Source organism: Serratia sp. OLAL2, assembly GCF_002752475.1.
Taxonomy (GTDB): Bacteria; Pseudomonadota; Gammaproteobacteria; order Enterobacterales; family Enterobacteriaceae; genus Serratia; species Serratia bockelmannii.
In genome coordinates this window covers 34,318-51,886 of record NZ_MSTL01000002.1, presented here as the reverse complement: position 1 = coordinate 51,886, position 17,569 = coordinate 34,318, and the positions used below count along the sequence as shown (strand labels likewise).

20 protein-coding genes are annotated in these 17,569 nt (G+C 63.8%); 13 read left to right on the top strand and 7 right to left on the bottom strand.

The genetic code is table 11. From position 1 onward, the window contains the following. Position 1 precedes the first annotated feature (1 nt). The 8 genes from paaF to paaY all read left to right on the top strand — a co-directional run bounded on the left by paaF (position 2) and on the right by paaY (position 7,694). Positions 2–775: a 2,3-dehydroadipyl-CoA hydratase PaaF gene (gene paaF, locus BVU99_RS02305; RefSeq protein WP_099817096.1), complete on the top strand. Its 774-nt coding sequence runs from the start codon at positions 2–4 to the stop codon at positions 773–775. Between the two features lie 3 nt (positions 776–778). Continuing rightward, positions 779–1,570 (top strand): 2-(1,2-epoxy-1,2-dihydrophenyl)acetyl-CoA isomerase PaaG, encoded by a 792-nt coding sequence (gene paaG, locus BVU99_RS02300; protein WP_060433466.1) that lies wholly within the window; start codon positions 779–781, stop codon positions 1,568–1,570. Between the two features lie 2 nt (positions 1,571–1,572). Then, entirely contained in the window at positions 1,573–3,105 is a 1,533-nt protein-coding gene (locus tag BVU99_RS02295; RefSeq protein WP_099817095.1) for a 3-hydroxyacyl-CoA dehydrogenase, read from the top strand. After that, on the top strand, positions 3,102–3,542 hold the full coding sequence (gene paaI, locus BVU99_RS02290) for a hydroxyphenylacetyl-CoA thioesterase PaaI (protein WP_016927190.1): 441 nt from the start codon (positions 3,102–3,104) through the stop codon (positions 3,540–3,542). The genes BVU99_RS02295 and paaI overlap by 4 nt, the downstream gene beginning before the upstream one ends. Next, positions 3,539–4,744 carry a 3-oxoadipyl-CoA thiolase gene (gene pcaF / locus BVU99_RS02285; RefSeq protein ID WP_025303370.1) on the top strand — a complete coding sequence of 402 codons (1,206 nt, stop codon included), beginning with the start codon at positions 3,539–3,541 and terminating at the stop codon, positions 4,742–4,744. The genes paaI and pcaF overlap by 4 nt, the downstream gene beginning before the upstream one ends. A 15-nt stretch (positions 4,745–4,759) precedes the next feature. Then, on the top strand, positions 4,760–6,067 hold the full coding sequence (gene paaK / locus BVU99_RS02280) for a phenylacetate--CoA ligase PaaK (RefSeq protein WP_016927188.1): 1,308 nt from the start codon (positions 4,760–4,762) through the stop codon (positions 6,065–6,067). A 79-nt stretch (positions 6,068–6,146) separates the two neighbouring features. Then, positions 6,147–7,085 carry a phenylacetic acid degradation operon negative regulatory protein PaaX gene (gene paaX / locus BVU99_RS02275; protein WP_049209448.1) on the top strand — a complete coding sequence of 313 codons (939 nt, stop codon included), beginning with the start codon at positions 6,147–6,149 and terminating at the stop codon, positions 7,083–7,085. A 12-nt stretch (positions 7,086–7,097) separates the two neighbouring features. Continuing rightward, positions 7,098–7,694, top strand: a complete 597-nt coding sequence (paaY, locus tag BVU99_RS02270) for a phenylacetic acid degradation protein PaaY (protein WP_021505794.1) — start codon at positions 7,098–7,100, stop codon at positions 7,692–7,694. A gap of 37 nt (positions 7,695–7,731) precedes the next feature. Here the strand turns inward: paaY and BVU99_RS02265 are convergent, their stop codons facing one another. The 5 genes from BVU99_RS02265 to BVU99_RS02245 all read right to left on the bottom strand — a co-directional run bounded on the left by BVU99_RS02265 (position 7,732) and on the right by BVU99_RS02245 (position 12,625). Further along, positions 7,732–9,129: an amino acid permease gene (locus tag BVU99_RS02265; RefSeq protein WP_099817094.1), complete on the bottom strand. Its 1,398-nt coding sequence runs from the start codon at positions 9,127–9,129 to the stop codon at positions 7,732–7,734. A 20-nt stretch (positions 9,130–9,149) separates the two neighbouring features. Beyond that, positions 9,150–10,337 (bottom strand): amino acid aminotransferase, encoded by a 1,188-nt coding sequence (locus BVU99_RS02260; RefSeq protein ID WP_099817093.1) that lies wholly within the window; start codon positions 10,335–10,337, stop codon positions 9,150–9,152. A 58-nt stretch (positions 10,338–10,395) separates the two neighbouring features. Next, a complete protein-coding gene (locus tag BVU99_RS02255; protein ID WP_025303374.1) occupies positions 10,396–10,767 on the bottom strand; it encodes a RidA family protein in 372 nt (123 codons plus the stop codon). 1 nt (position 10,768) lies between these two features. After that, positions 10,769–11,566, bottom strand: a complete 798-nt coding sequence (locus tag BVU99_RS02250) for an alpha/beta hydrolase (protein ID WP_099817092.1) — start codon at positions 11,564–11,566, stop codon at positions 10,769–10,771. Between the two features lie 147 nt (positions 11,567–11,713). After that, positions 11,714–12,625 (bottom strand): LysR family transcriptional regulator, encoded by a 912-nt coding sequence (locus BVU99_RS02245; protein ID WP_099817091.1) that lies wholly within the window; start codon positions 12,623–12,625, stop codon positions 11,714–11,716. Positions 12,626–12,723: 98 nt separating this feature from the next. On the opposite strand from BVU99_RS02245, the gene BVU99_RS02240 reads away from it, so the two are divergent. Together BVU99_RS02240 and BVU99_RS02235 are read left to right on the top strand one after the other, a co-directional pair. Continuing rightward, a complete protein-coding gene (locus BVU99_RS02240) occupies positions 12,724–13,341 on the top strand; it encodes a glutathione S-transferase (RefSeq protein WP_049295914.1) in 618 nt (205 codons plus the stop codon). A 4-nt stretch (positions 13,342–13,345) separates the two neighbouring features. Further along, entirely contained in the window at positions 13,346–14,260 is a 915-nt protein-coding gene (locus BVU99_RS02235; RefSeq protein WP_099817090.1) for a pyridoxamine 5'-phosphate oxidase family protein, read from the top strand. Positions 14,261–14,297: 37 nt separating this feature from the next. Here the strand turns inward: BVU99_RS02235 and BVU99_RS02230 are convergent, their stop codons facing one another. Next, a complete protein-coding gene (locus BVU99_RS02230) occupies positions 14,298–14,513 on the bottom strand; it encodes a glycogen synthase (RefSeq protein WP_004935234.1) in 216 nt (71 codons plus the stop codon). A 214-nt stretch (positions 14,514–14,727) separates the two neighbouring features. Between BVU99_RS02230 and gabD the strand changes: the two genes are divergently transcribed. From gabD to BVU99_RS02215, 3 genes are all read left to right on the top strand, one after another. Beyond that, positions 14,728–16,203 carry an NADP-dependent succinate-semialdehyde dehydrogenase gene (gabD, locus tag BVU99_RS02225; RefSeq protein ID WP_025303379.1) on the top strand — a complete coding sequence of 492 codons (1,476 nt, stop codon included), beginning with the start codon at positions 14,728–14,730 and terminating at the stop codon, positions 16,201–16,203. Between the two features lie 99 nt (positions 16,204–16,302). Further along, entirely contained in the window at positions 16,303–16,716 is a 414-nt protein-coding gene (locus BVU99_RS02220; protein WP_025303380.1) for an effector binding domain-containing protein, read from the top strand. A gap of 22 nt (positions 16,717–16,738) precedes the next feature. Further along, the gene (locus tag BVU99_RS02215) at positions 16,739–17,107 is read left to right on the top strand and encodes a glyoxalase superfamily protein (RefSeq protein ID WP_025303381.1); all 369 of its coding nucleotides are present in this window, start codon (positions 16,739–16,741) and stop codon (positions 17,105–17,107) included. 6 nt (positions 17,108–17,113) lie between these two features. Here BVU99_RS02215 and BVU99_RS02210 read toward each other — a convergent pair whose 3' ends face one another. Further along, a complete protein-coding gene (locus BVU99_RS02210; protein WP_060433478.1) occupies positions 17,114–17,509 on the bottom strand; it encodes a cupin domain-containing protein in 396 nt (131 codons plus the stop codon). Positions 17,510–17,569 lie beyond the last annotated feature (60 nt).

Sequence of the window (17,569 nt, the reverse complement as noted above, 5' to 3'; positions counted from 1 at the left end):
GATGGACACCCCCTTTATTTTGCATCAGCAGCAGCACCGCGTGGTCACGCTGACGCTGCACCGCCCGGAGGCGCGTAATGCCCTGAGCACGCCGTGCCTGGAACAGCTGGTTGCCCGCCTGGAGCAGGCCGACGCCGACAGCGGCGTAGGCGCCGTAGTGATCGCCGGCGCGGCGCGCTTCTTCGCCGCCGGCGCCGATCTGCGTGAACTGCAACAGCAGGATCTGCCGGCCGCGCTGGCGGATCGCCGTCCGCAGCTGTGGCAGCGTCTGGCCCAGTTCAGCAAGCCGCTGCTGGCGGCGGTGAACGGTTATGCCCTGGGCGCCGGCTGCGAGCTGGCGCTGGCCTGCGACATCGTCATCGGCGGCGAAAGCGCCCGCTTCGGCCTGCCGGAGATCACCCTCGGCCTGATACCGGGCGCCGGGGGCACCCAGCGCCTGATCCGCTGCGTCGGCAAGGCGCGCGCCAGCCAGATGGTGCTGACCGGCGAGCCCATCGACGCCCGCACCGCGCTGCAGGCCGGCCTTATCAGCGAAGTGTGCGTCGATGCCCTGACGCTGGAACGCACGCAGCAGATTGCCGATCGCATCAGCCGTCAGGCGCCGCTGGCGCTGCGCGCCGCCAAACAGGCGCTGAAACAGGCCGAGGAGATCGGCCTTAGCCAGGGGCTGGCGATGGAGCGTCAGCAATTTGTCACCCTGGCCGCCACCGACGATCGCCGCGAAGGCATCGCCGCCTTTTTCGAAAAACGTACGCCAAACTATCAGGGGCGCTGATTTATGGATAACGCATTGGTTCTCAGCCATCTCGACGCCGGCGTGTTGACGCTGACCCTCAACCGGCCGGATCGGCTCAACAGCTTTAACGACGAGATGCATCGCCAACTGAGCGAAGCATTGACGCAAGCCGAGCGCGACGACAGCGTGCGCAGCCTGCTGATCGCCGGCGCCGGGCGCGGTTTCTGCGCCGGGCAGGATCTCAACGATCGCAACGTCAGCGCCGACCAACAGGCGCCGGATCTCGGCCTGTCGGTCGAACGTTTCTACAATCCCCTGATCCGTCGCCTGACCGCCCTGCCGAAGCCGGTGGTGTGCGCGGTCAACGGCGTGGCGGCCGGTGCCGGCGCCGCGCTGGCTCTGGCGTGCGATATCGTCATCGCCGCCGACAACGCCAGCTTTATTCAGTCGTTCTGCCGTCTGGGGTTGGTGCCTGACTCCGGCGGCAGCTGGTTCCTGCCGCGGCTGGCCGGCCACGCCCGCGCGATGGGTATGGCCTTGCTGGGTGACAAAATCAGCGCCCAGCAGGCGCTGGAATGGGGCATGATCTGGCAGGTGGTGCCGGCGGACGAGCTGGTCGACCGCACGCAAACGCTGGCGCGCCATCTGGCCACCCAGCCGACCTACGGCCTGGGACTGATCAAGAAAGCCCTCTACAGCTCGGCCACCAACAGCCTCGATCAGCAGCTCGATCTGGAGCGCGATCTGCAGCGATTGGGCGGCCGCAGCGACGACTACCGCGAAGGCGTCAGCGCGTTCTTTGCCAAACGCACGCCAAACTTCAGCGGGAAATAGCCATGAACGCGCCCCTTCTTAACGGCCAGGTGGCGGTGATCGGCGCCGGCACTATGGGCATCGGCATCGCCCAGGTGGCCGCTGCCGCCGGCCATCCGGTGCGGCTGTTCGATATCGCGCCCGCCGCCGCCCAGCGCGCGATCGACGATCTCGCTCGCCGCCTGCGCCAGCGGGTCGACGGCGGCAAGGCCGACGCCGCGACCACCGAAGCGCTGCTGGCGCGCCTCGAACGCGCCGATTCGCTCGAGCAGCTGGCCGACTGCGCACTGGTGATTGAAGCGGTGGCGGAAAATCTGGCGATCAAGCAGAGCCTGTTCCGCGATCTGGAAGCGGTCTGCTCGCCCACGGCGCTGTTCGCCAGCAATACCTCCTCGCTGTCAATCACCGCTATCGCTGGGGCACTGCAGCGCCCGGCGCGCATGGCCGGGCTGCACTTCTTCAACCCGGCGCCGCTGATGAAGTTGGTGGAGATCGTCAGCGGTCTGGAGACCGGCGCCGAGACCCTCGCCGCGCTGCAGGCCCTGGCGCAGCGCTGGGGTAAGCAGAGCGTTGTATGCCGCTCGACGCCGGGATTTATCGTCAACCGCGTAGCGCGGCCATTCTACGCCGAAACCCTGCGCGCGCTGGAGGAACGGGTGGCCGACGCAGCCACCCTGGATGCAGTCATGCGCGACGCCGGCGGCTTCGCCATGGGCCCGCTGCAGTTGACCGATCTGATCGGCCAGGACGTCAATTACGCCGTGACCGACTCGGTGTATCAGGCCTTCTACCAGGATCCGCGCTTCACCCCCTCACTGGTGCAGCAGGAGCTGGTGGCCGCCGGACATCTCGGCCGCAAATCCGGCCGCGGCTTCTACCGCTACGACGCGCAACGGCCCGCCGCAGAGATGATCGCCTTTGCGCCGCCGGCGCAGGCCGCGCCGCCGCAACGCGTCACGCTGCACGGCGACTGGTCTTCGCTGGCCGATTTGGCGGAACTGTTGATCGAAAATGCGGGGGCGATCAAACAACCTGGCCAGACCAGCCCGTACCTCACGATCGACGACGTTACAATGATGTTAACCAATGGTAAAACCGCCGGCCAACTGGCCGACGAACGTGGAACGCCCGTGGTGCTGTTCGATCTCTGTGCCGACTATGCGCATGCCTCCGCCATCGCCATCAGCTGCGCTGCGCAAAACGGCGCGCAACACAATGCCAACGCGATTCGCCTGCTGCAGTCCCTCGGCAAGCAGGTCATTCAACTGCCGGATTATCCCGGCCTGCTGACGATGCGCACTCTGGCCATGCTGGCCAACGAAGCGCTCGACGTGGTGAACAAAGGCGTCGCCGGCGCCGAAGATACCGATCTGGCGATGCTGCGCGGCGTCAACTATCCGCGCGGCCCGCTGGCCTGGGGCGCCGCACTCGGCTGGCGCCACATTCTGACGACGCTGGAAAACCTGCAACGCTATTACGGCGAAGCGCGCTATCGCCCGATGCCACTGCTGCGCCGCTACGCTTCCCCCGCCTCTTTCTCAGGAGCCGAACGATGAACGCCAATACGCCGCGCGCGCTGGCTCAGCGCTGTGCCGAACAGATGTTCCAGCAAGATACCTGCGCTCAGGCGATGGGGATGCATATCGACGCCGTCGACGCCGGGTACGCACAAGTCAGCATGACCGTCGGCCCGCAGATGCTCAATGGCCACCAGACCTGCCACGGCGGCCAGCTGTTCAGCCTGGCGGATACCGCCTTCGCCTACGCCTGCAACAGCCAGGGATTGGCGGCGGTGGCCTCCGGCTGCAGCATCGATTTCGTCCGCCCGGCACTGGCCGGCGATCGCCTCACCGCCAGCGCGGCGGTGCGCCACCAAGGCAAAGCCACCGGGCTGTACGACGTCGAGATCGTTAACCAACTGGGCAAAACCGTCGCCTGGTTCCGCGGCCGCGCGCACCGCCTCGGCCACAGTATTTTAGGAGATCAGGCATGAATCAGGCATTTATCTGCGACGGCGTGCGCACCCCGATCGGCCGCTATGGCGGCGCGCTGGCCCAGGTGCGCGCTGACGATCTCGCCGCCCTGCCGCTGCGCGTGCTGCTGGAGCGCCATCCGCAGGTGGATTGGGCGCAGCTGGACGATGTGATCCTCGGCTGCGCCAACCAGGCCGGGGAAGACAACCGCAACCTGGCACGCATGGCGCTGCTGCTGGCCGGAGTGCCGATCGGCGTTTCCGGCACCACGGTGAACCGCCTGTGCGGTTCGGGCCTGGATGCGCTGGCGATGGCGGCGCGCAGCATCAAGGCCGGCGACGCCGGGTTGCTGCTGGCGGGCGGCGCGGAATCGATGACCCGTGCGCCGCTGGTGATGGGCAAGGCCGACAGCGCCTTCAGCCGCCAGGCGCAGCTGTACGACACTACCCTCGGCTGGCGCTTCGTCAACCCGCGGATGCAGGCCGAGTTCGGCACCGATTCGATGCCGGAGACCGCCGAAAACGTCGCGGCGCAGTTCAACATTAGCCGCGCCGATCAGGACGCCTTTGCGCTGCGCAGCCAGCAGCGTGCCGCCCGGGCGCAGGCGCTGGGCCACCTGGCGCAGGAGATAGCGCCGGTCAGCCTCACCGGCAAAAAAGGCGCGGTCACCCTGTTCAGCCAGGATGAACACCCGCGCGCCGACACCACCTTTGAGCAGCTGCAGGCGCTGAAAACCCCGTTCCGTCAGCCCGGCAGCGTCACCGCCGGCAACGCCTCGGGCCTGAACGACGGCGCGGCGGCGCTGATCGTCGCCTCTGAAGCGATGGCAGCGCGCCAGGGCCTGACGCCGCGCGCGCGCATCGTTGCCACCGCCACCTGCGGCGTGGAACCGCGGCTGATGGGCATCGGCCCGCTGCCGGCCACCCGCAAGGTGCTGGAGATCGCCGGGCTGAGCCTGGCGCAGATGGACGTCATCGAATTGAACGAAGCGTTCGCCGCCCAGGCGTTGGCGGTGATGCGCCAGCTTGGCCTGCCGGACGATGCCCCACAGGTTAACCCCAACGGCGGCGCGATCGCTCTGGGGCATCCGTTGGGCATGAGCGGCGCGCGCCTGGCGCTAGCCGCCCTGTTTGAACTGGAACGGCGAGCCGGCCGCTACGCCCTGTGCACCATGTGCATCGGCGTAGGCCAAGGCATCGCCATGATCATTGAGCGTGTCTGACCCCTGAGGCTAACCATGACAATAAATCCACAGCCCCTCGAAACGATCGAATTCGCCTCGCGCGATGAGATTGAAGCGTTGCAGTTGGCGCGTCTGAAGTGGACGCTGCACCACGCCTACGACAATGTGCCGATGTACAAACGCAAATTCGACCAGGCCGGCGTACACCCCGACGATCTCAAACAGCTGAGCGATCTGGCGCGCTTCCCCTACACCACCAAGCAGGATCTGCGCGACAACTACCCGTTCGACACCTTCGCAGTGCCGATGGAACAGGTGGTGCGCATCCACGCCTCCTCGGGCACCACCGGCCGCCCGACGGTGGTGGGTTACACCCAGCGCGACATCGATAACTGGGCCGATATCGTCGCCCGCTGCCTGCGCGCCGGCGGCGCCACCGCCAAAGACAAGGTGCACGTCGCCTACGGCTACGGCCTGTTCACCGGCGGCCTCGGCGCGCACTACGGCGCGGAGCGGCTCGGCGCGACGGTGATCCCGATGTCCGGCGGCCAGACGGAGCGCCAGGCGCAGCTGATCCTCGACTTCAAGCCCGACATCATCATGGTGACGCCGTCCTATTGCCTGACGCTGATCGACGAACTGGAGCGCAAAATGGGCGGCGATGCGCGCGGCTGCTCGCTGCGGCTCGGCGTGTTCGGCGCCGAACCCTGGACCGAAGCCCTGCGCCACGAGATCGAAACCCGCATGGGCATCAAGGCGCTGGATATTTACGGCCTGTCGGAAGTGATGGGGCCGGGCGTAGCGATGGAGTGTCTGGAGAGCGGCGGTGGCCCGACCATTTGGGAAGACCACTTCCTGCCGGAGATCATTTGCCCGGAAACCGGCATTGCCCTGCCGGACGGCGAACACGGCGAACTGGTGTTCACCACCCTGACCAAAGAGGCGCTGCCGGTGATCCGCTACCGCACCCGCGATCTTACTCGGCTGCTGCCGGGCGACGCGCGCCAGATGCGCCGCATGGGCAAGATCACCGGCCGCTCCGACGACATGCTGATCATTCGCGGTGTCAACGTTTTCCCGTCGCAGGTGGAAGAGCAGATCATGCAGTTCGAGCAGTTGTCGCCGCACTACCAGCTGCAGGTCAGCCGCAGCGGGCATCTGGACACGCTGGCGGTGCGCGTCGAGCTGAAAGAATCGGCGCTCAGCCTCAGCCACCAGCAGCGTTGCGATATCTGCCACCAGCTGCGCCACCACATCAAATCGATCGTGGGCGTCAGCACCGACGTCAGCATCGCCAACTGCGGCGATATTCCGCGCTCGGAAGGCAAGGCGCAGCGCGTGGTCGATCTGCGGCCGCGCTGAGGTGCACGGCGTCACGGATGACGCCGCCCCAAATTAGGCGTAATGTTATGGCTCATCGAAAGCTAACCCATGGAAAAATATGGAACATAAACTGGATGAGTTCATTCGCCATGCCGTCGACGCGCAGCCGATCAGCGGCACTTCGCTGATCATTTCGCTGTACGGCGACGCGCTCAGCCACCGCGGCGGCGAAGTGTGGCTCGGCAGCCTGAGCGCGCTGCTGGAGGCCTTCGGTTTCGGCGATCGCTTCGTGCGCACCTCGGTGTTCCGCCTGCAGAAAGAGGGTTGGCTGGCGGTGGAGAAAATCGGCCGCCGCAGCTTCTACCGCGTGACCGAGCAGGGAATGCGCCAGTTCCGCCACGCCGAGTCGAAAATCTATCTGCGCGAGCAGCCCGCCTGGGACGGCAAGTGGGAGCTGTTGCTGCTGGAAAGCGCCGAAAAAAACGCGCGCGCACGGCTGAAAAAAGAGCTGGGCTGGCTCGGGTTCGGGCAGATCGCCAACAATCTGATGGCCGCCCCCACCCATGCGCAAACCGACGTGACGGCGCTGCTCGGCGAATTGAACGCCAGTGAGCAGGTGATCTACTTTCGCGCCGATTACCCCTACAACCGCTCCGAGCAAACGCTGCAGAAACTGGTGGCCGACTGCTGGTCGCTCAGCGATGTGGCGGCCGGCTATCACGAGTTTATCGTCTCCTTCCGGCCGCTGATGGCGCTGCTGCGCGAAGTCGACCCGGCGGCGCTGACGCCGCTGCGCGGTTTCCAGATTAAGCTATTATTGATTCACTTCTTCCGTCGCGTGGTGTTGAAAGATCCGCTGCTGCCGGACGCGCTGCTGCCCGCGCAGTGGGAGGGCCAAATCGCCCGTAATCTGTGCATCAATCTCTATCAGCAGGTCGATCGCGCCGCGACGGAGTACGTCAGTGCGCTGGCGGAGACCACCATCGGCGCCCTGCCCGCGCCGGCCGCCGGTTACTATCGGCGCTTCGGCGGCCTGCCGCGCGACCCTACATATTAAGGAACTCACGCTATGCCTGTGTATCAGATTGACGGCCTGACGCCGGTCGTTGACCCCAGCAGTTACGTGCACCCGACGGCGGTGCTGATCGGCGACGTGATCGTCGGCAAACACGTGTATATCGGCCCGAACGCCAGCCTGCGCGGCGATTTTGGCCGCCTGGTAATCTGCGACGGCGCCAACATTCAGGACAACTGCGTGATGCACGGCTTCCCGCAGCAGGACACGGTGGTGGAAGAAGACGGCCATATCGGCCACGGCGCCATCCTGCACGGCTGCCGCATTCGCCGCAACGCGATGGTGGGCATGAACGCGGTGGTGATGGACGGTGCGGAGATCGGCGAGAACACCATCGTCGGCGCGATGGCGTTCGTCAAAGCCGCGGCGGTGATCGAAGCCAACAAGCTGGTGGTCGGCAGCCCGGCGCGCGTGCTGCGCGATCTGACCGAACAGGAGCTGGCCTGGAAGATCGCCGGCACCCGCGAGTATCAGGATCTGGTACAGCGCTGCAAATCCTCGCTGCACGAAGTGGCGCCGCTGACCGAAATCGAACCGGGCCGCCAACGCCTGAGCTTCGGCGACCACCTGATCCCGAAAAGCCAGCTTTAATCCCCGGGGCTGAGATGCGCCTCAGCCCCTCCCCTTATTACTCCACCTCCGGCGCCTTGAACGGCGACGGTGTAGCCGCGCGGCGGCTCTGGAAGTGATAAGCCACCACCAGCAGCAAGGTGAACGGAATACCGAACCACAGCGTCATGCGGAAGAATTCGGTAAACGCCGTCGAGATCATCAGCGCCGCCATCAGCCCGGCGCCGAGCAAGGTGGTATAAGGAAAGCCCCACATGCGGAACTTCAGGTGGGTCTGCCGATGCCGGCGGCGGAAGAACAGGTGGGTGACGAAAATCATCAGCCAGGTAAAGCAGGCGCCATACACCGAGATAGACATCATGGCGGCGAACGAGGTTTCCGGCGCCACCAGGCTCAGCACGATGGACACCACGATACCGATGCACGACATCGCCAACGCATTGACCGGAATGCCGCGCCGGCTGACGCGCCCCAATGCCGCCGGCGCCTGCCCGGCACGCGACAGCGAGAACATCATGCGGGTGGTGATGTACAGCTGGCTGTTCATTGCCGACAGCGCTGCCACCAGCACGATAAAGTTGAAAATACCGGCGGCGGCGGGCAGATGGATCACGTTCATCGCCATCAGGAACGGGCTTTCGCCGGTGCCGGACTGGCGCCAGGGCACGATGGCCAGCATCAGGGCGATCGACAGCATGTAGAAGATGAACAGCCGCACGATGGTGCCCTTGAACGCCGCCTTCACCGCAATCACCGGATTTTTCGCCTCGCCGGCGGCCACCGCAATCATTTCAATGCTCAGGTAGCTGAAGATGGACACGATCACCGCGAACCACATGCCCTTGACGCCAAACGGCATGAAGCCGCCGGCGGTCAGGTTGCGCAGGCCGTAGGCCGGGTTGCCCGAGAATGCCAGAATGCCGATGCCGATCAGAATAAACGCCACGATCGCCGTCACTTTGACGGTGGACAGCGCGTATTCCACCTGGCCGAACGACTTCACCCCGATCACGTTGACGACGATCACCGCCGCCGAGAACAGCAGCACCCACGGCCAGGTCGGCGTCGCCGGGAACCAGAACTGCATGTACATGCCGATGGCGGTGACTTCGGTACCCACCGCCAGCACCACACAGGACCAGTAAGAATAACGCACCAGAAAACCGAACAGCGGGCCGAGATAGAATTCGGCGTAGTCGCCGAACGAGCCGGGCGTCGGGTGTTCGGAGGTCATCTCCGCCAGGCTGCCCATCAGCAGCAGCGCAATGACGCCGCCGATCAGGTAGCTCAACAATACCGACGGCCCCGCCATCTGAATGGCGTAGGCGCTGCCGAGAAACAGCCCGGTGCCGATGGCGCCGCCGATCGCCAGCATCGACATCTGCCCGGCAGTAAGATGCTTGTTCAACCCGCCCTGACGGCGGGTGATATGCTCAAAATCATTCATCTGTGGCATGGCTGGGTTCCCGAGCGGAGTTAGGCGGTACGGGTGACGTCGAGAATGGCGGCGGTCACGTAGTCAATGTTGCCGGGATTGAGCCCCGGCAGGCACATGCGGCCGGGCGAGACCAGATAGATGGCATAGCGCTGCCGCAGGGTCTGCAGCTGCGCTTCGTTCAGGCCGGTATAGCTGAACATGCCGCGCTGATCGCGAATACGCCGGTGATCCAGCGAAGAGCCCCCCTGCGCCAGCCCGGCGGCCAGCTGTTCACGCATTTGCTTGATGCGAGAGCGCATTTCTGCCAGCTCATTGCGCCAAAGCTCGCCAAGTTCGGCGTCGCCGAGCAGGGTTTCCACGATCTGGCTGCCGTGCGTCGGCGGGCAGGAGTAGCTGCGGCGGATCAGCGTTTTTAACGCCCCTTTGACGTTGGCGGCATTTTCCGCGTCGGCGCAGCGCACCGACAGCGCGCCCAGACGCTGGCCGTACAGCGCGACATTTTTGGAAAACGAATTGCAGACCAAAAACGGCAGATCGGTTTTCAGCGCTTCGCGCAACGCAAAGCAGTCCTCCTCCAGCCCGTCGCCGAAGCCCTGATAGGCGATATCGAACAGCGGCAGCAGGTTACGCCGCTGCAGCACGGCGAGCGTGGCGCGCCACTGCTCCGCCGTCAGATCGGTGCCGGTCGGGTTATGGCAACACGGGTGCAGCAAGACCACGCTGCCGGGCGGCAGGCTGTCCAACGCGTCGAGCATGGCGGCGAAACGCAGGCCGCCCGCCGCTTCATCAAAGTAGGGATAGGTATTCACCCGCAGCCCGGCGCCTTCGAAAATCGCCCAGTGATTGGCCCAGGTGGGATCGGACACCCAAATTTCACCCCGCGCCAGAAAGTGGCGCAAAAAATCCGCCGCCAGCTTCAACGCGCCGGAGCCGCCGACGGTCTGCACCGTGGCGATCTCGGCCGCCTGTTGCTCACCGAACAGCAGCGCCTGCACCTGGCGGGCGAACTGCGGCGAACCTTCGATCGGCGGATAACCGTGCGGGCGGCGCAGCGCCAGCAACCGCTGCTCGGCGGCCTCGACCGCCTGCATCAGCGGAATATTCCCCTGTCGGTCGTAATACAGACCAATGCCTAAATTCACTTTTTGCGGATTGGGGTCCTGCAAATAGGCTTCCATCAGCGACATAATAGGATCGGCCGCGGAAGGTGCAATCTGTTTAAACATGACACATCCTTAACTCGTTATTGAATTAATATAAAGGCGAACTTAATAAGAAATTAAATCAGGCGATGGCGCTGACGGTAATTTCTATTTTCATTCCCGGCACCACCAATTTTTCGACAATGACCGTGGAGCGATTGGGATAAGGATAATTAAAGTATTTCCGGTAAATATCATCGAGACATTTAACGTCGTTGACGTCGGTGAGATACACGATCACCTGCAGAACCTTATCGCTGTGGCTGCCCGCCGCCTTCAGCGTCTGCGCCAGATTATCGAAGGTCAGCGTAATCTGTCGCTCCGGCGCGCCGGTGTCGATGCTGCCGTCCGCCCGCACCGGGCCGTGAGCGGTAAACAGCATGCCGCCGCCCCGGGTGGCCCAGGAAAAAGGCTGGCCGATCTCCGGCAGCCCGGTATCTACGATCTCGCGCATGTCAGTGGTTCCCGTGGTGGTTAAGTTGGCGAAGCAGCGCGCCGTCGGCGGCGAACAACGCATCCAGAATGGTGAAATGATTGGCGCCGGGCACCGCGACCAGTTCTGCCGACAACCCGCGTTGGCGCAGCGCCGCATGATAGTGTTGCGACTGGCCTCTCAGTTCCGGCAGCTCCAATGCCCCGTAATACAGCGTAAGCGGCTTGCCGCGCGTCGGCAGGTGGCGCGCCGGGCTGAGCGTTTCAATTTGCCGCGCAGTCAGCTGCAGCGCCCGATTGACATAGCTTTGTTGCAGCGGCGCCAGCTCGAACAGGCCGCTGATGGGAAAGACCGCATCCACCAACGCATGCTGCTGCCAAAACGCCGCCAGATGGCCGCCGGCGGAATGGCCACACAGATGCACCGGATAGGCATAGTGCGGCGGCAGGCGGCGCTGAATGGCATTCAACGCCACACCGATCTGTCGGCATATTTCGTCGAGATCCACCGCCGGCGCGAGCGCATATTCCACCAACACCACGTCAAAACCCAACGCCAACGGCCCGGCGGCGATAAAGGCGAAATCTGCCTTATCGCAGAATTGCCAATAGCCGCCGTGAATAAAAATTAACGTCCCCTGATGCTGCTTTGCAGAATAGAGCCAATCCAATGTTTCGCGTTCGCCGTTGCCATAAGCAATATTATTTACATGGCGCGTCTGTTTATAAACAGCCGCACTGCGGGTTTGAAATGAAGTCAAAATAGCCGCTTCATTATCCACCGTGGCGCCGTTGTCATAACTCCCCGCAAGTGGTTTCATATATTAAACTTCGTTTATTATTTAAGATGTGAATTAACTATTAGCACCGGCAACATTATTGTCAAGACGGGCGCATCAGCAATGCGCGCCCGGTAAAATAAAACCTGATGAATAATGAAAAAGTTTAACCCATGAAACTTTTTGCGCTTATTTCCCCCGCCCACCCGGCTGAATTTGCGGCAAGGCGCTGAGCCGTTCAAATGCATAATCCCAAAAGGCGCGCACCTTCAGCGGCATGTGCTGCGCCTGCTGCGCCACCAGCTGTACCGGCATAGGCAACGGCTCGTGATCCGTCAACAGCCGCACCAGCGTACCGGCGGCCAAATCGTCCGCCACCTGATACGAGAGCAACCGGGCGACGCCCTTGCCGGCGCGCACCGCCAGCAGTTGCGCTTCCACGTCGTTGAGCAATAGCCGGGGAGTCAATCGCACCCGCTCGCCGTTTTCCTGCGGGCCGAAGCGCCATTCGCGCAGCGACGGCCGCTGGGTGCCGACGATGGTGGCATGATCCGCCAGTTGCGCCGGCGAACCCGGTTCACCGCAGCGCGCCAGGTAATCCGGGCTGGCGACCGTCACCCGGCTGACCTGCCCCAGCCGCCGCGCCACGCGCGAAGAGTCCTGCAGATGACCGATGCGCACCGCGATATCCAATCCTTCGTCAATCAGATCGAGATTGCGATCGTTCAATACCATTTCGATCTGCATCTGCGGGTAATCATCGAGAAACGCCATCACCACCGGCGCCACATAGCGGCGGCCGAACTGCACCGGCGAAGTGACGCGCAGCAAGCCGCTCAGCTGCGCTTCGGCGGTATCCTGCACCACCGCCTGATAATCCTGCAGCAGCTGTTGCGCGCGTTCCAACAGCCGCATACCCGCTTCGGTGGGCGCCAGCCGCCGGGTCGTTCGCTCCACCAATCGGGTACCGAAACGCTGTTCCAGCGCGGCGATCGCCCGGGTGATCGCCGGCGCCGAACGCCGCAGTTTGCGCCCGGCCGCCGCCAGGCTGCCTTGCTGCACCACCGCCACGAAGATCGCCAACTCGTCTAACCGATCCATAGATTCTTCCGAAAAGTGAAATTATCAATTTCCACATTGCCGGATTTCGCTCGTTCAACGCAAGAGTATGCTGACAAAAAGCACTGAGGAGAAACGCCATGTCCACCATCACACTCTACGGCACCCCGCTTTCCGGCCACGTTCATCGCGTGGCGTTGCTGCTGCGTATGCTGGCGCTGCCCTATGCATGGGTCGAAGCCTCGGCGGACGTACGGCAGAGCGCAGCCTTCCGCCAGCTCAATCCGTTCGGCCAGATCCCGGTCTTACAGGATGGCGATCTGACGCTGGCCGACAGCAACGCCATTCTGGTCTATCTGGTGAAGCGCTATGCGCCGGACAGCCACTGGCTGCCGGAACAGCCGGCGGCGGCCGCGCGGGTGCAGGCCTGGCTTTCCAAAGCCGCCGGTGAAGTTCGCTACGGCCCGGCCTCTTGCCGACTGATCGCCCAGTTCGCGGTGCCGGAGGATTACCAGGCGGCGCGGGCAATCAGCGATCGTTTTCTGCCGCAGATGGAGCAGCACCTGAGCGAGCGCGGCTACCTGGCCGGCGAACAGGCGACCATCGCCGATCTGGCCTGCTACAGCTATGTGGCGGTCGCAGGCGAAGGCGGCATTTCGCTGGCGCCTTACCCCGCGATACGGCGCTGGGTGGCGCGCATCGCGGCGCTTCCCGGCTTCTTCGCCATGCCGGCCCTGCCGGAACCGGCGGCGAGCTGACGCCATGATCCCGCAACGGTTCCACCCCGATGAGCTGCGCGCGCAGACGCTGGCCGGATTCGATCGCGTGGGCGGCGGCATCTACCCCGCGATGCCGGATCAGCACCGCGCGTTTTTCGCCGCGCTGCCCTACCTGTTCGTCGCTACGCTGGACGACCAGGGCTGGCCCATCGCCACCCTGTTCAGCGGCCCGCCCGGATTTTTACGCACGCCGGACGACACGCACCTGCGCATCAGCGCGCCGCGCCGCAGCGACGATCCCGCCCAGGCGCTGTTGCTGCCCGGCAAACCGGTCGGCGCGCTCGGGCTCGACTTCAGCAACCGGCGGCGTAACCGCGCCAACGGCACCGTCGGCCGCACCGACAAAAACCGGGTGGAGATCGTCGTTCACCAAAGCTTCGGCAACTGCCCGCAGTACATTCAGCGCCGCGAACTCTACCCGGTGGACAGCCGGCCACAGCCGGTTGTGCATTTAACGTCGCTCGATGCGGCGGCGCAGGCGCTGATCCGCACCGCGGACACCAGCTTCGTCGCCAGCGGCGCGCACCTGGCACTGGCGCAGGGCGGCGTCGATATTTCCCATCGCGGCGGGCGCCCCGGCTTTATCCATCTGGAAGGCGACACGCTGTGGATGCCGGACTTTCGCGGCAACCGCTATATGAATACGTTGGGCAACCTGCTGGCCGAACCGCGGGCGGCGCTGCTGTTCATCGATTTCGAGCGCGGTGACGTACTGCATCTGCAGGGGGAAACGCAGATCCTCTGGCAAACGGAGGGGCATCCCTCCGTTGAAAGCGCAGAACGCTATTGGCGGTTTGACGTGCGCCACGCCTGGCGTTTTGCGGCAGCGCTGCCGTGGCGGGGACGAAATCTGGAGTATTCGCCGGCAACGCTGGCGACCGGGGTGTGGCACCGCTGAAATGAAAAGCCCCGCTGCGGCGGGGCTGGATCGGAAATTACAGGCTGTGTTCGGCCGCCGATGCGGCCTGATAAAGCTGACGAAAATAATTCAACCGCGCAAAGAACAGGCGGCTTTGCTGCTCCGACATATTGCCGGCCACCTGCCCGGCGTCAATCTGCCGCCCTTGCCATTCCATCAGAGCGATGCTCGACGCCAAAAAATCCATTTCGCTGCCGTAGGCCGCGAGATGTCTGTCCACTGATTTCATCATTCGCACACTCCTTTTAATTACATCGAAAAGGGTCATATGCCTGCTCTTTCAGTATCGGCCCGACGGAGGATATTTTTTGTACAGAAGGTGCGCATAAAGAAAACGACCATCTTGTTGCCGCGCGGGCAAACGGCGGCGGCAAAATTTGCTAGGGTAAAGGGTAGCCGTATGGGATAGACCACTCTGTTGAACTCAGGAAAGAAGGAAGAGACTCATGAGCACCAGCATCTGCGCTACCCTCAAGGATCCCACGCTGTTCCGCGAGGCCAACTACATCGACGGGCAATGGTTGCCGGCCCAGGAAGGCCGTTCGATCGCCATTCATAACCCCGCCAACGGAGAACGGGTCGGCCACGTACCGGCCTTCGGCGCCGAAGAAACCGCTCGCGCCATCGCCGCCGCCAGAAAAGCGCTGCCCGCCTGGCGCGCGCTGACCGCCAAAGAGCGCGCCGGCAAGCTGCGGCGGCTGTTTGAATTGATGATGGAAAATCAGGAAGATCTGGCGCGCATCATGACGGCGGAACAGGGCAAACCGCTGGCCGAAAGCCGCGGTGAAATCGCCTATGCCGCCTCCTTTATCGAATGGTTCGCCGAAGAAGGCAAACGGGTATATGGCGACACCATTCCGCAGCCGCAGGCCGGTCGCCGCATCATCGTGCAAAAAGAGCCGATCGGCGTGTTCGCGGCCATCACCCCGTGGAACTTCCCGGCGGCGATGATCACCCGCAAAGCCGGCCCCGGCTGGGCCGCCGGCTGCACCGGGGTGATCCGCCCCGCCAGCCAGACCCCGTTCTCGGCGCTGGCGATCGCCGTGCTGGCGGAGCGCGCCGGGCTGCCAGCCGGGGTATGCAACGTGATAACAGGCCCCAGCAAAGGCATCGGCGGCGAACTCACCGCCAACCCGGACGTGCGCAAACTCTCCTTCACCGGCAGCACCGAAGTCGGCGCGCAGCTGCTGGCCCAGTGTGCGCCCACCATCAAGAAAACCAGTATGGAGCTGGGCGGCAACGCGCCGTTTATCGTGTTTGATGACGCCGATCTGGACGCCGCCGTGGCCGGCGCGGTCGCCTCAAAATACCGCAACGCCGGCCAGACCTGCGTCTGTACCAACCGTTTTCTGGTGCAGGACGGCGTATACGATGCGTTCGCCGCCAAGCTGAAAGCTGCCGTCGCCAAGCTGAAAGTCGGCAACGGCCTGGATGATGGCGTCACCATCGGCCCGTTGATTAACTCGGACGCGGTGGAGAAAGTGCGCGAGCATATCGCCGACGCCGTCGAGCACGGCGCCTCGGTGCTGTTGGGCGGCAAGCCTGACGCGCTGGGCGGCAATTTCTTCACCCCGACTATCCTGACCGATGTGCCGCGCACGGCGAAAATCTTCCGTGAGGAGACGTTCGGCCCGGTGGCGCCCTTGATCCGCTTCAGCCAGGAGGCCGACGCCGTCGAACTGGCCAACGACACGCCGTTCGGCCTGGCCGCTTACTTCTACAGCCGCGACATCGGCCGGGTGATGCGCGTGGCCGAAGCGCTGGAGTACGGCATTGTCGGCATCAACGAAGGGCTGATTTCCACCGAAGTGGCGCCGTTCGGCGGCATGAAGCACTCCGGTTTGGGCCGCGAAGGCTCAAAATACGGCATCGAGGACTATCTCGAAATCAAATACCTGTGCCTCGGCGGTTTGGGCGCCTGATGTGATGGCCCCCCGCGCCTGCGGGGGCCCTGTCTGGCGGTTTTGGGGAGCTTTTGCTACCTTTAGGCATCTTTTCAGCGGTTAAAAGGAATTGCCTCTATGCAGCCCCTCTCGGTGCACCTGCCCGATTTTTACGTCGCCGGCCAGACAATCAGAACCACCAATCAGGACGAAACCCAGCCCGAGACGGCTAAAATCCCCGCGCTGTGGTCAGACTTTTTCGCCACCTCGCCCGCCATGCCGGTTTACGGGGTCTACTCCAACTACGCCTCCGACGCCAGCGGGCCGTTTGATGTCACCGCCGGCAGTGAGGCACAGAGCGGTTTGCACATCCAACCTGGCCGCTATCTGGTGTTCCAGGCCCGAGGCGCCATGCCGGCGGCGGTCATCGAAGGCTGGCAAGCCATCTGGGCCTACTTCGAGCAACACCCGGAAATCGAACGTCGCTTCCTGACCGACTTCGAAGCCTATACCGGCCCCGACGCGGTCGATATCCATATCGGCTGCCGCTAACGCGACAGTGAGGTCAACAATGATGACGCTCTCCCCCGCCATTCCGATCCTGCGTATCTTTTCCGTCGACAAGGCCAAAGAGTTTTATCTGGATTTTCTCGGTTTCACGCTGGCGTGGGAGCACCGCTTCAGCGAAGACCTACCGCTGTACATGCAGGTGACCCGCACCGGGCTGACGCTGCACCTGAGCGAACACTACGGCGACAGCACGCCCGGCGCCGCCATTTTCATCCCCGTGCACGATATCGACGCGCTGCACCGGGAGCTCACGGCCAAAAACTATCGCTATGCCCGGCCGGGCCTGGAGATTGTCGACTGGGGCAAAGAGCTGAACCTCACCGATCCGTTCGGCAACCGGCTGCGGTTTTGCGAACAGAGCCCCTCGGCCTGATCGGCGTTATGGCCGATATTCCGCCTCGCTGACCGGCTCAAGCCAGGTCACCGGGCTGCCGTCCACCGCTTCGGCGATGGCGATATGGGTCATGGCGGTGTCCGATGTCGCACCGTGCCAGTGTTTGACGTCGGCCGGTATCCAAACGATATCGCCGGGATGCATCTCCTGCGTCTTCTCGCCCCACATCTGGATCCACCCGCGCCCCTGAGTGACGATCAGCGTCTGGCCGAGCGGATGCGTATGCCAGGCCGTGCGGGCGCCGGGTTCGAAGGTGACGGTCGCGCCGCCCACCCTGGCCGGCGCGTCACCGGCGAAGGGGGCATCGATGCGTACCTGCCCGGTAAAGTAATCCGCCGAACCGCGCTGTGATGGGATAGAACCGCTGCGTTGTATTTTCATCTGTCGTGTCCTCCACGTCGGCTTTCCAACCGACGCTGATAGTTATAAGTCAGCGATGCC